General features: G+C 56.5%; 10 protein-coding genes. 5 read left to right on the top strand and 5 right to left on the bottom strand.

The annotated features are described in order from the left end of the window. Positions 1-84 precede the first annotated feature (84 nt). Positions 85-2,187, bottom strand: a complete 2,103-nt coding sequence (locus INF61_RS07645) for a TonB-dependent siderophore receptor (protein ID WP_193547661.1) — start codon at positions 2,185-2,187, stop codon at positions 85-87. A gap of 160 nt (positions 2,188-2,347) precedes the next feature. Here INF61_RS07645 and INF61_RS07640 point away from each other — a divergent pair, with 160 nt between their 5' ends. Continuing rightward, positions 2,348-3,079 (top strand): flagellar brake protein, encoded by a 732-nt coding sequence (locus INF61_RS07640; protein WP_017384309.1) that lies wholly within the window; start codon positions 2,348-2,350, stop codon positions 3,077-3,079. A gap of 37 nt (positions 3,080-3,116) precedes the next feature. On the opposite strand, the gene emtA is transcribed toward INF61_RS07640, so the two are convergent. Then, the gene (emtA, locus tag INF61_RS07635) at positions 3,117-3,728 is read right to left on the bottom strand and encodes a membrane-bound lytic murein transglycosylase EmtA (protein WP_017384310.1); all 612 of its coding nucleotides are present in this window, start codon (positions 3,726-3,728) and stop codon (positions 3,117-3,119) included. A 107-nt stretch (positions 3,729-3,835) separates the two neighbouring features. Here emtA and ldcA point away from each other — a divergent pair, with 107 nt between their 5' ends. Together ldcA and INF61_RS07625 are read left to right on the top strand one after the other, a co-directional pair. Next, on the top strand, positions 3,836-4,750 hold the full coding sequence (gene ldcA, locus INF61_RS07630) for a muramoyltetrapeptide carboxypeptidase (RefSeq protein WP_086524556.1): 915 nt from the start codon (positions 3,836-3,838) through the stop codon (positions 4,748-4,750). Positions 4,751-4,847: 97 nt separating this feature from the next. Next, entirely contained in the window at positions 4,848-6,581 is a 1,734-nt protein-coding gene (locus INF61_RS07625; protein WP_017384312.1) for a potassium/proton antiporter, read from the top strand. Between the two features lie 96 nt (positions 6,582-6,677). Here INF61_RS07625 and dadX read toward each other — a convergent pair whose 3' ends face one another. Together dadX and INF61_RS07615 are read right to left on the bottom strand one after the other, a co-directional pair. Then, positions 6,678-7,748, bottom strand: coding sequence for a catabolic alanine racemase DadX (gene dadX / locus INF61_RS07620; RefSeq protein WP_023296789.1), 1,071 nt, complete (start codon positions 7,746-7,748; stop codon positions 6,678-6,680). Between the two features lie 9 nt (positions 7,749-7,757). Next, positions 7,758-9,056: a D-amino acid dehydrogenase gene (locus INF61_RS07615; RefSeq protein WP_086524557.1), complete on the bottom strand. Its 1,299-nt coding sequence runs from the start codon at positions 9,054-9,056 to the stop codon at positions 7,758-7,760. Between the two features lie 321 nt (positions 9,057-9,377). Here INF61_RS07615 and INF61_RS07610 point away from each other — a divergent pair, with 321 nt between their 5' ends. Further along, positions 9,378-10,910, top strand: a complete 1,533-nt coding sequence (locus INF61_RS07610) for a SpoVR family protein (protein WP_017384314.1) — start codon at positions 9,378-9,380, stop codon at positions 10,908-10,910. A gap of 106 nt (positions 10,911-11,016) precedes the next feature. Here INF61_RS07610 and fadR read toward each other — a convergent pair whose 3' ends face one another. Then, entirely contained in the window at positions 11,017-11,736 is a 720-nt protein-coding gene (gene fadR / locus INF61_RS07605; protein WP_015570315.1) for a fatty acid metabolism transcriptional regulator FadR, read from the bottom strand. A 201-nt stretch (positions 11,737-11,937) separates the two neighbouring features. Between fadR and nhaB the strand changes: the two genes are divergently transcribed. Continuing rightward, positions 11,938-13,476 (top strand): Na(+)/H(+) antiporter NhaB, encoded by a 1,539-nt coding sequence (nhaB, locus tag INF61_RS07600; protein ID WP_017693269.1) that lies wholly within the window; start codon positions 11,938-11,940, stop codon positions 13,474-13,476. Positions 13,477-13,479: the final 3 nt, after the last annotated feature.

Raw genomic sequence — 13,479 nt, 5'->3', positions numbered from 1 at the left:
TCACCCTGACCCTCTCCCCGGTGGGGCGAGGGGACGGTTCCGTGCAATAGATTGGCCCGGTAGCGAAGCGCCACCGGGCTTTTTTCAGAAGCTGTAACTCGCCCCGACCTGGAACGTGCGGTCGCGGCCTATCCAGCAGTTGGTCGCGTCATAGCAGGTGAGCGTCTCTTTGTTGGTGACGTTCTGCGCGCTCGCTTTCAGCGTCAGCCCCTCCAGCGATGGCGCCAGCTCGCCCATGCGGTAAGATGCCGCCAGATCGTATTGCGTCGTACCGCCCAGCTTGCCTGCGTCGTTGGCTGGCGAGATCTCCATCGGCCCGGTGTAGCGTGCCCCTGCCCCCAGCGTTAACCCTTTCAGCGGTGTGCTGTCAAAGGTGTAATCTCCCCACAGATTAAAGGCGTTCTCAGGGACCTGCGTCGGTCGTTTGCCCTGGTACTTGTCATCTTCGGTATTGATGGCGTGGGTGTAGGCATAGTTGGCAATCAGCGTCAGGTTATCCGTTGGACGACTCATAGCGGAAAGCTCCGCACCTTTCGATTCCACTTCCCCGGTCTGGCGATAGTTGAGGAAGCCCGGATCGCTGGTCACCACATTTTTCTGACGAATGTTAAACACCGAGGCGGTGAAGGTGGTTGCGTAATCCGCCAGCAGGTATTTCACCCCACCCTCCACCTGCTTGCTGGTGGTGGGCTTAACGTCTTTCGCGGTCAACGTGCCCTGCGGCGATACCGGGGCGAACCCTTCCGAATAGCTGATAAACGGCGAGAGACCATTGTCAAAGGCATAAAGCGCGCCCAGTCGCTTAGTGAGGCGATCCTGCGATACCCAGGCTTTGTCACCGTTTTGCAGATAGTTGGTGGTGACAGAACGGTAGTCGTCATAGCGCAGGCTGGCCAGCACGTTCAGCCCGCCAAACGCAATCTGATCCTGGAGGTAATAGCCATTCTGCTGATAGCTGAGACGGTTTTTCTGCGCGGTTTCAAGCCCCAGCGCATCGTTATCGATCTGCGAGTGATCCGGATTACGCATATCGATACCCGGTGTGGACGAGGCGTAACGATAATGGAAGTGAGAGTTCAGCTTCTGGTAGTCAAAGCCCGCCAGCAGATGATGTTTCCAGTCCCCCAGCGCGACGGTTCGGGTGACCTGGTTATCAATGTTGAAGCTCTGTAAATCTTCATCCGTGGTATAGGCGAAGCGGTTAAGCTGGTAGACCTCGCTGCCCGTCCCGGTTGAATAGGCGCTGCGCTGGTGGGTGTCCACGTCAAAGTAGCGCGCTTTCTGGCTAAAGCCCCAGCCACTGTCAAACTCATGTTCAAAGCTGTAGCCCAGCATCCACTGACGCTGCTTAAAGCCGCTCCACTCATCCCCGGCATAGTCACGACGATCGGCGTATTTAGACCGTAGATAGCTTAGCGGCATCGGATCAGACGGCGTCAGGCTCGGCGTATTTTGCGCCAGCGCGTCAATGGTCAGGCGCGTTTTGTCATCCGGCTGCCAGGTCACGGAGGGGGCCACCAGATAGTTTTCATAGCGCGTGGTGTGCGCCTGTTCGTCACTCTCTGTCGCTTTACCCAGCAGGCGATAGTTCCAGTCGCTGGTCGCAATCTGCCCCGTGGAGTCCAGGTACCCCTCTTTCAGATTGCGGTTTCCGGTGTTAAAGCCCAGTTCTGTTTTCGCCTCTTTCTGCGGCTTTTTACTCTGAATATTGACCAGCCCGCCCGGGGAGCCACCGCCATACAGCACGGATGACGGCCCCTTCAGGATATCGACGCTCTCAATCAGCAGCGGATCGATTCGCGCTTTAGTGTTACCGGTGACGTTATAGGGAAGTTGCAGGCCGTTGTAGAACTCCTGCTCGACGTTGAACCCGCGGATTTTGTACTCGCTCATGTAAGAGGTGCTCCCGCGCACCTCCGTGGAAACGCCCGGCGCATAGCGCAGGATCTCGTTTACCGAACTGGCGTGCCGCTGCTCAATCTCTTTAGCGGCGATGGTGTTGATCACCTGGGGCGTTTTACTTTCCGCGACGGCTGATTTCGTGGCGCTGTTGGTCCAGGCAGGGAGCGCGCTGCCCTGCTCTGTACCGGTCACCACGATGGTGGGTTCTTCTGCAAAAGCCTGTGTTTGCAATGCCAGCGTGACGGCGCCTGCCAACGCGCATAACGCAAAACGTGAGGTGCTCATAGTGTCGTCTTGTTATTAGATGGTATTGGGAACGCCAATTATTATCATTTCCATTAGCAAATCAATATCGGCGGAGAAAAACAGATCGTTTGTATTAAGTTTCATGTCAGCGTGCCGATAACCCAGAGACAGTCTGTCATCTATCGAGGAGCCATCTGGCGTGAGTAGCTACAGTGAGCAGTTCCTGAAACAAAATCCGCTGGCTGTATTAGGGGTATTACGCGACCTGAAAAAGGGCGAGGTGCCGCTGCGCATCAACTGGTCAACCAGCCAGTTTATCAGTAAGATCCTGGACGTGACGGCAGAACACCTGATCGTGGATCTGGGTAGCCAGAGCGAAGAAAACCGTGCCGCGCTCCAGGCAGAAAACCTCTCGGTGATGGCCGAAACGCAGGGGGCTAAAGTCGAGTTTATACTGCCCCGCCTGACCACGATCGCGTACCAGGGTTTGCCTGCGTTTATCGCTCCCCTGCCCGCTAACCTCTGGTTCGTGCAACGCCGCGAGTTTTTTCGCATCAGCGCCCCGCTTCACCCGGCCTATTTCTGTAAGGCAAAAATGCCGGACAAAAAAGAGATCCGCTTTCGTCTCTTCGACCTGTCACTGGGCGGGATGGGCGCGTTAATGGATACGCCGAAGCCGGAAGGACTGGTGGAAGGCATGCGTTTTAGTCAGATTGAGCTGGATATGGGCGGATGGGGACGCTTCTGGTTTGACGCCCAGCTGATTGCCATCAGCGAGCGTAAGGTGGTGGACAGCAAAAACGAAACCATTACCACGCCGCGACTGAGCTTTCGCTTTCTGAATGTCGGGCCAGGCGCCGAACGCGAACTACAGCGCATCATCTTCTCACTGGAGCGTGAAGCGCGGGAACGCGCGAACAAAGTGCGCTGAAAGGCGTCGGGCAGCATGCTGCCGCCCGACAAAGGCGTTACATGGCGTCCATCGCTTTCTGTACTTTCCAGATATAACGTGGAGCCTGTGCTGACGGATGATTCTTCACCACGTGCTCGAAGAATTCATCTTTATCCATATCGTTAATCTCTTCTATCGCCTCTTTGCGATCGGATGAGAAGGTTCGGAGCAGCGCGCCGGCTCCGTTAACGTACGACACCACCAGCGCATATTGCATCACTTCCGGATCGTCAATCCCCTTCAGAATGCCATGCTCGAGAATACTCAGGTAAGCGGTTCCCATAGAGATATTACGTTCCGGGTTTTTCAGCTCGCTGGTGGATGGCTGTCCCTTCCAGCCCATGTAGCGATAGACCTCTCTTCCCGCCGTCGAGGCTTTTAACTGCATCAGCCCCACCGCATTCGATTTACTCACCAGCGTCGGGTTGCCACCGGATTCCACGGCAATGATCGCCGTGATCAGACGCGGGCTCACGCCCCAGGCCTTCCCGGCTTGTTCGCTGATCGGCATCCACTGCATGGCCCGCTTTACCGGCACTTCAGGGTTCCAGGGGGGATTTTGATAATCATGTTTTGAACTACAGCCAGCGAGCAGCACAATCAAAAAAGCAAACCATCTCAATTTCACGTCATCTATCCTTATAGCCGGTCATCGCGGTACGTCGCCCCTTGAAGCAGGCGGCGTATAAGCGGCATGATATAGACAATTAGATTCTCATTCAGCAAGGAATTGCCATGCCTCAGTTTCATCTCATCGCACCGTCAGGCTACTGCATCAACCAGGAGGCGGCACAGCGGGGCGTTCAGCGCCTGCTGGAAATGGGCCATCAGGTAGAAAATCAGACAATTATCACCCGCCGCATGCAGCGTTTTGCCGGTACGGAGGCGCAGAGACTGAGCGATATCAACAGCCTGACGACGCTGGAAGGTGAAAACACCATTGTGCTGGCCGTGCGCGGCGGCTATGGCGCAAGCCGGCTGCTGGAGAGCATCGACTGGGCCGGGCTGGCCGCGCGCCAGCAGCAGGATCCGCTGTTAATCTGCGGACACAGCGATTTCACGGCGATCCAGCTCGGCCTGCTGGCTTTGCATAACGTCATTACCTTTAGCGGCCCGATGCTGGCCGGCAACTTTGGTGCGCCGGAACTGGATGCGTTTACGCAGGACCATTTCTGGCGCGCCCTGCAAAACCCGACGTTCACCGTCGAGTGGCAAGGCAATGGACCGCACTGGGAATGTGAAGGACAGCTGTGGGGAGGCAACCTCGCGATGCTGGTGTCGCTGATTGGAACGCCGTGGCTACCGCAGATCACGGACGGCATACTGGTGCTGGAAGATATCAACGAACACCCGTTCCGCGTCGAACGTATGCTGTTGCAGCTGTATCACGCCGGGATTCTGGATCGGCAGTCGGCCATTGTGCTGGGCAGTTTTAGTGGTTCAGCCCCCAACGATTACGATGCAGGCTATTCCCTGGAGACGATGATTGATTTCATTCGTTCCCGGCTGGATATCCCGGTGATCGCCGGTCTGGATTTCGGCCATGAGCAGCAAACCGTTACCCTGCCGCTGGGTGCCCAGGCGCACCTTGTACACGATAATTCAGGAAGTCGGTTAACAATCAGCGGTCATCCGGTCTTAAAGGCATAAAAAAGCCGTTATTCCCCCTCAATAAAACGCAGTTAACGTTGTTATTATGTTAGGGTTTTAATAACAGCGTTCACATTGAGGTGGGAGTAAGACGACATTGGGTGCCACAGCGATAATCAGTCTTTTCATTCTGGGTTCCATCCTGGTAACCTTTAGCATTTTATTAAGTTCATTTTCATCGCGTCTTGGCATACCTATTCTTGTCATTTTCCTGGCTATCGGCATGCTTGCCGGGATCGACGGTATCGGCGGTATCCCCTTCGATAATTACCCTTTCGCCTATATGGTGAGTAACCTCGCGCTGGCGGTGATTCTGCTGGACGGCGGAATGCGCACCCAGGCAAGTTCGTTTCGCGTTGCCTTAGGCCCGGCGCTGTCTCTGGCGACCGTCGGCGTGCTGATCACCTCCGGCCTGACCGGCATGATGGCGGCCTGGCTGTTTAACCTCGATATAATGGAAGGCCTGCTGATTGGCGCGATTGTCGGCTCTACCGATGCGGCGGCGGTTTTCTCGCTGCTCGGCGGCAAGGGGCTGAACGAACGCGTGGGCTCCACGCTTGAGATTGAATCCGGCAGTAACGATCCGATGGCGGTGTTCCTGACCATTACCCTGATTGAGATGATCCAGCAGCACGAAACCGGCCTGAGCTGGATGTTCGCCTGGCACATCCTCCAGCAGTTTGGCCTCGGGATTATCATTGGTCTCGGCGGCGGTTACCTGTTACAGCATACGATTAACCGTATTACGCTGCCTTCCGGCCTTTACCCGCTGCTGGCCCTGAGCGGTGGGATCCTGATCTTTGCCGTCACCACCGCGCTGGACGGCAGCGGTATTCTGGCGGTTTACCTTTGCGGTTTCCTGTTGGGCAACCGACCGATTCGCAACCGTCACGCCATCTTGCAGAACTTCGACGGTCTGGCCTGGCTGGCGCAGATCGCCATGTTCCTGGTGCTGGGCCTGCTGGTGACGCCGTCAGACCTGCTGCCTATCGCCGTACCGGCGCTGCTTTTGTCGGCCTGGATGATCTTCTTCGCCCGTCCGCTGTCGGTGTTTGCCGGGCTGCTGCCGTTCCGCGGGTTTAACCTGCGTGAGCGGATATTTATCAGTTGGGTGGGGCTGCGCGGCGCGGTGCCGATTATTCTGGCAGTGTTCCCGATGATGGCCGGGCTGGACAACGCCCGTCTGTTCTTCAACGTCGCCTTCTTCGTAGTGCTGGTGTCGCTGCTGTTCCAGGGAACGTCTCTGGGCTGGGCGGCGAAAAAAGCCAAAGTGGTGGTACCGCCCATTGGCTGGCCGGTCTCCCGCGTGGGGCTGGATATTCACCCTGAGAATCCCTGGGAACAGTTTGTCTACCAGCTAAGCGCCGATAAGTGGTGCGTGGGCGCGTCCCTGCGCGATCTGCATATGCCCGCTGAAACGCGCATTGCCGCCCTGTTCCGGGATAACGCCCTGCTTCACCCGACCGGCAGCACGCGGCTGCGTGAGAACGATATCCTCTGCGTGATTGGCCGCGAGCGCGACCTGCCTGCCCTCGGCAAGCTGTTCAGCCAGTCGCCCCCGGTGGCGCTGGATCAGCGTTTCTTCGGCGATTTTATCCTCGAAGCCAGCGCCCGCTTTGCGGATGTGGCGCTGATTTATGGCCTGGAAGGTGGACTGGAGAATCGCGATAACCAGCAAACACTGGGTGAAATTATTCAGCAATTATTAGGGGCTGCGCCGGTCGTCGGTGACCAGGTGGAGTTTGCCGGGATGATCTGGACGGTAGCGGAGAAAGAAGATAACGCGGTGCGCAAAGTCGGCGTAAGGCCGATGGAGGAGGAGGCGGAGTAGCTGCTTTTTTGCCGGGTGGCGCTAACGCTTACCCGGCCTACGTTCGGGCTTTTGTAGGCCGGGTAAGGCGAAGCCGCCACCCGGCACACACACATGTTACACCGTCACAACAGGCACTCTTGACGCCAGCGCGCACATCAGCTCATACCCGACGGTGCCCGCCGCAGCGGCCACATCATCAATTTTAACCTCGTTGCCCCACAGCTCAACCGGTGACCCGATCCCCGCCTGGGGACACGGCGTCAAATCGATGGCCAGCATGTCCATTGAGACGGTGCCTACCGTGCCCGTGCGCACGCCATCGACCCACACCGGCGTGCCGCTCGGGGCGATGCGCGGATAACCATCTGCATAGCCTCCCGCCACGATACCGATGCGCTGTTCACCTGCTGCCCGATAGCGGCTGCCATAGCCCACCGTATCGCCCGCTTTCAGGGTTTGCACGCCGATAATCTCGCTTCGTAACGTCATCACCGGCTTCAGGCCGCTGTTGGCGATATCCTGCCACTGACCTGAGGGTGACGCGCCGTACAGTACGATCCCCGGACGTACCCAGTTGTAGTGCGCCTCGGGATGCCAGAGCGTTGCCGCTGAGTTCGACAGCGAGCGCGGACAGTCCAGACCTTCTGCCGCCTGCTCAATGCGGACCATGGCATCGGCAATGCCGTCCGGCTTTTCCGCATCGGCGAAGTGCGCCATCAGCGTCATCTCACCGACGTTTTTCAACGCACGAAGCTGCTGCCAGACCGTATGCACCCGTTCAGGCTGGAAGCCCAGACGGTTCATCCCGCTGTTCACTTTGAGATAGATATCCAGCGGGGCATGCAGCTTCGCGTCCTGGATGGCCTTGATCTGCCAGTTACTGTGAACGCTGGTCGTCAGGCGGTACTTATCCAGCAGAGGCAGATCCTGCGCATGAAAGAATCCTTCCAGCAGCAGGATCGGTCCTTTCCAGCCGCGCTCGCGCAGCAGGATGGCCTCTTCCAGATTCAGCAAGGCAAAACCATCGGTGCCGCCGAGCGCACTCCAGATACGGTCGATACCATGACCGTAGGCGTTGGCTTTCACCACCGACCAGACACGAGAACCCGGCGCAGCACGGCGAACAATTTGCAGGTTATCCTTCAGCGCCTGCAAATCCAGCTGGGCCAGAATGGGACGGGACATGACGACTCCTTAATTATGCGCGCCGTGCAGGTGTTGTGGACGCGATGGGGTAAACCCTGATTGATAGCGTGCGGCGCTCAAATCGTCAAACGGAATTGCCGGCGTCCTTCCGGAGATCAGGTCGCTCAGCAGCTGGCCCGAACCGCAGGCCATGGTCCAGCCAAGCGTGCCGTGGCCGGTGTTAGTCCACAGATTTTTGTATGGTGTACGGCCCACAATCGGCGTGCCGTCCGGGGTCATTGGGCGCAGGCCGGTCCAGAACGTTGCCTGCTCAATGAAGCCGCCGCGCGGGAAGAGATCGCCCACGACCATCTCCAGCGTTTCACGACGCGGTTTGAGCAGCTCGGTATTGAAGCCCACGATTTCCGCCATGCCGCCGACGCGGATCCGGTTATCGAAGCGGGTGATGGCGATTTTGTAGGTTTCATCAAGAATGGTCGAGACCGGCGCGCCGCTGTCCTCTTTCACCGGGATGGTCAGGGAGTAGCCTTTCAGCGGATAGACCGGGATATCCAGGATCCCTTTCAGCATCGCGGTTGAGTAGGAGCCAAACGCCATCACGTAGGCATCGGCTTTAATTACCTCTTCCCCACACTTCACGCCGTAAATCTTCTCACCTTCCGACAGCAGTTTGTCGACAGTAGTATTGAAGCGGAATTTCACCCCGGCCTGCTCACACATGCGCGCCAGACGCTGGGTGAATAGCTGGCAGTCGCCGGTTTCATCGTTCGGTAAACGCAGACCGCCCGTCAGCTTGTGCGCGACCTCGGCAAGCGCTGGCTCCACCTGCGCCAGCTGGCTGGCTTCCAGCAGCTGATACGGTACGCCCGCATCTTCAAGCACGGCGATATCGCGGGTCGCGTTTTCGTACTGTTGCGCGGTACGGAACAGCTGAAGTGTGCCGCCCTGACGCCCTTCATATTCAATGCCCGTTGAGGCACGCAGCGCCTTCAGGCAGTCGCGGCTGTATTCCGCCAGCCGCACCATACGCCCCTTGTTTTCCATATAGTGGCGGGTGTCGCAGTTGCGCAGCATCTGCCACATCCATTTAAGCTGGAACTGCGTGCCGTCAAGACTTATCGCCAACGGCGCATGTCGCTGAAACATCCATTTGATCGCCTTCAGCGGAACGCCCGGGGCCGCCCACGGCGCAGCGTAGCCCGGAGAGATTTGCCCCGCATTCGCCGCACTGGTTTCCAGCGCCGGACCGGATTCGCGATCGATAACGGTAACCTCATGTCCCGCCTGACTCAAATACCAGGCGCTGGTTACGCCAACGACACCACTTCCCAGTATGACAACACGCATAGCCACTCCATTATGAGCAAAAGAACAATCATCTAATTACAGATTGATAACCTAGTTGAAAATATTATTCAACATATGACTTTTTTATGGTGACTCAACTCACATATCCCGCTGTATCAGGGGATGGCGCTTATTTGGGATCTCCTGCTGCGCGTTATTTTTAACCAGTAGAAAATTCTGTGAGCACCGCATTATTTGCCGTATCGAAAACGCGAAATCGCAAAGAAAAAATTTCTGCGCCCCGCGTATTTGAATGGGGTGATCTATGCTTGAAAGGAGGCTCTCCAGTCAGAGAGAGCGACCAACAACGAGGGCGCGCTAATGGCTACACTAGATTCCATGTCCAGGGACAGCACCCGTCTGAGCGATGGACCCGACTGGACCTTCGAGTTGCTGGATGTCTACCTGGCGGAGATCGACCGGGTGGCCAAACTCTATCGTCTGGATACCTATCCCCATCAGATTGAAGTCATCACCTCGGAACAGATGATGGACGCTTACTCCAGCGTCGGGATGCCAATTAACTATCCGCACTGGTCGTTTGGCAAAAAATTCATTGAGACAGAGCGGCTGTATAAGCACGGGCAGCAGGGACTGGCGTATGAAATCGTCATTAACTCTAACCCGTGTATTGCCTACCTGATGGAAGAGAACACCATTACCATGCAGGCGCTGGTGATGGCGCACGCCTGCTATGGACATAACTCGTTCTTCAAAAATAACTATCTGTTCCGCAGCTGGACGGACGCCAGCTCCATCGTCGATTACCTGATCTTCGCCCGCAAATACATTACCGACTGCGAAGAGCGCTACGGCGTGGACGAGGTGGAGAAGCTGCTGGACTCCTGCCACGCGCTGATGAACTACGGCGTTGACCGCTATAAGCGTCCGCAGAAGATCTCATTGCAGGAAGAGAAAGCCCGGCAGAAGAGCCGCGAGGAGTATCTGCAAAGCCAGGTGAATATGCTGTGGCGCACCCTGCCGAAACGTGAAGAGGAGAAAACCGTCGCCGAGGCGCGTCGCTACCCTTCCGAGCCGCAGGAAAACCTGCTCTACTTTATGGAGAAAAACGCCCCGCTGCTGGAGCCGTGGCAGCGTGAGATCCTGCGCATCGTGCGCAAGGTGAGCCAGTATTTCTATCCGCAGAAGCAGACCCAGGTGATGAACGAAGGCTGGGCGACCTTCTGGCACTACACCATTCTTAACCATCTGTACGACGAAGGAAAAGTCACCGAGCGGTTTATGATGGAGTTTCTGCACAGCCACACCAACGTGGTATTCCAGCCGGCATATAACAGCCCGTGGTACAGCGGCATTAACCCGTACGCGCTCGGCTTTGCCATGTTCCAGGATATCAAGCGTATTTGTCAGTCGCCCACCGAAGAGGACAAATACTGGTTCCCGGATATTGCCGGTTCCGACTGGCTGGAAACGCTGCACTTCGCGATGCGTGATTTTAAGGATGAGAGCTTTATCAGCCAGTTCATGTCGCCGAAGATCATGCGTGATTTCCGCTTCTTCACCGTACTGGATGATGACCGCAACAACTACCTGGAGATCTCCGCGATCCACAACGAAGAGGGCTATCGCGAGATCCGCTCGCGCCTGTCATCCCAGTACAACCTGAGTAATCTTGAACCGAACATTCAGGTCTGGAACGTGGATCTGCGCGGCGACCGCTCCCTGACGTTGCGCTATATTCCGCACAACCGCGCGCCGCTGGATAAGGGGCGTAAGGAAGTGCTGAAGCATGTGCATCGCCTGTGGGGATTTGACGTGTTGCTGGAGCAGCAGAACGAAGATGGCAGCGTGGAGCTGCTGGACCGGTGTCCGGCGCGGTTGAATACGCTGTAGTTTGTTGCCGGGTGGCGCTTTGCTTACCCGGCCTACGGGTTTTTAGGCCCGGTAAGCAAAGCGCCACCCGGCGAAAAAAAACCTCTCAATCGAGAGGTTTTTTATTTCAGCGACTCTGAATCGCTAAATCACCCGGCAGCGTTTTCTGCATCCGGTGCCAGATTTCACCGGAGTCGTGGCCGTAACGACGCACCGTTTCATAGACCTGATCGTGCAGCCCTTCGGTGCAGAGTTTGCTCAGTTTATGGTAGAAGCCGAGCGCCAGGCTGCGGGCTTCAGGGTTAGCAAAGTAGTGACGACCAATGCGCGTATATAACCCTTTCATTCCATTCAGGATCAGACCGTAAACCGGATTGCCGGAAGCAAACGCCAGACCGCGGAACACATTGTAATCCAGGGTCGCAAAGGCATCCGCGTGGTCTTCCACCTCATTAGCGGTGGCAAGCACCTTCAGCGCATCTTCAGGATGCTGACGAAACGCGGTGCGGATGAAAATGGTGGCGATGTTGGTGCGCACGGAAAGCAGATTATCAATCAGCTGCGGTACGCTTTCGTGGTCGAGACGCGCCAGCGTTTCCAGAATGTTCAGCCCGGACGTTTCCCAGAAGTTATTCACCTTAGTGGGTTTGCCATGCTGTATCGTCAACCAGCCATCGCGCGCCAGACGCTGGAGCACTTCTCGCAGCGTGGTACGGGTGACGCCAATCAGTTCAGAGAGTTCGCGTTCAGCAGGTAGAATTGATCCCGCAGGGAAACGATTATTCCAGATGCTTTCAATGATGTACTCTTCCGCGAAACCCGCCGGGCTCTGCGCCTTAATGACCATAGTGAGATTTCCATTACACAGCTTTAGCAAATTGCACTCATCATACCAGAGGCGCGCAGAGGCAGATAGCGCAGCAGAGACAGAAAAGAGGGATCGCCGTTTCATTTTTATGAAATTTACAAATGGCTTAATCCCCCGCTCTGCCGCCATTTTTGCGTATACTGATGTCTTGTCTTATTTGACGGGTAAAGGACGTCTGTCGTGGAAATTTCATTTGGGCGCGCGCTGTGGCGCAACTTTTTAGGTCAGTCACCTGACTGGTACAAACTTACTTTACTGGTATTCCTGGTCGTTAATCCCGTTATCTTTTTGCTGGATCCCTTCGTTGCCGGGTGGATGTTGGTCGCCGAGTTTATCTTTACCCTGGCGATGGCGCTGAAGTGCTATCCGCTGTTGCCCGGCGGGCTGCTGGCGCTGGAAGCCGTGGTCATCGGAATGACCAGCGCGGAGCATGTTAAAAACGAGATAGCGTCGAATCTTGAAGTCCTGCTGCTGCTGATCTTCATGGTGGCGGGGATCTACTTTATGAAGCAGCTTCTGCTGTTTATCTTCACCCGTTTGCTGCTGAGCATTCCGTCGAAAACGCTGCTCTCGCTGGCGTTTTGCCTCGCCGCGGCCTTCCTCTCTGCCTTCCTGGATGCGCTGACGGTCGTTGCGGTGGTGATCAGCGTCGCCGTCGGCTTTTACGGGATTTACCACCGGGTGGCCTCGTCTCGTCCTGGCGATAACTTGCAGGACGACAGCCACGTTGAGGCGCACAACCGCGATGTGCTGGAACAGTTCCGCGCGTTTCTGCGCAGCCTGATGATGCATGCGGGCGTGGGGACGGCGCTGGGCGGCGTGATGACCATGGTCGGGGAGCCGCAAAACCTGATTATCGCCAAAGCGGCTGAATGGCATTTTGGCGAATTTTTCCTGCGCATGGCACCCGTCAGCGTGCCCGTGCTGGTCTGCGGGTTAGCCACCTGTGTGCTGGTCGAAAAATTCAACCTCTTTGGGTATGGCGCGAAGTTGCCCGATCAGGTCCGCCAGGAGCTGCATAAGTTTGACGAGCAGAGCCGCAAACAACGCACGCGCCAGGAGACGCTGCGCCTGATTGCACAGGGTTTCATCGGCGTGTGGCTTATCGCTGCGCTGGCCTTCCACCTTGCCGAGGTGGGGCTGATTGGCCTGTCGGTAATTATCCTTGCAACCAGCCTGGGCGGCGTTACGGACGAACATGCTATCGGAAAAGCCTTTACCGAAGCGCTGCCGTTTACCGCCCTGCTGGCAGTGTTTTTCGCGGTCGTGGCGGTGATTATTGACCAACATCTGTTCGCGCCGATCATCGCGTTTGTGCTTCAGGCTACGCCAGATTCGCAGCTAACGCTGTTCTATTTGTTTAACGGTCTGTTGTCCTCTATATCCGATAACGTCTTTGTCGGGACGGTATACATCAATGAGGCCAAAGCCGCGATGGAGCAAGGGATTGTCAGCAGTGAACAGTTCGAGCTGCTGGCGGTGGCGATCAACACCGGAACCAACCTCCCCTCCGTGGCAACCCCGAACGGTCAGGCGGCATTCCTCTTCCTGCTGACCTCGGCGCTGGCACCACTCATACGACTTTCTTATGGAAGAATGGTCTGGATGGCGCTGCCGTATACGCTGGTGCTTACCCTGGTTGGTTTGCTGTGCATCAAAATTACTCTCGTTCCCTGTACGCAATGGTTATTGCAAGCAGGTATACTTGCGGCGCATTAAAAT

Origin of the sequence: Enterobacter cloacae complex sp. P18RS, from assembly GCF_014982105.1 — a bacterium.
GTDB classification, from domain to species: domain Bacteria; phylum Pseudomonadota; class Gammaproteobacteria; order Enterobacterales; family Enterobacteriaceae; genus Enterobacter; species Enterobacter hormaechei_C.
This window is presented reverse-complemented; position numbering and strand designations above follow the sequence as displayed.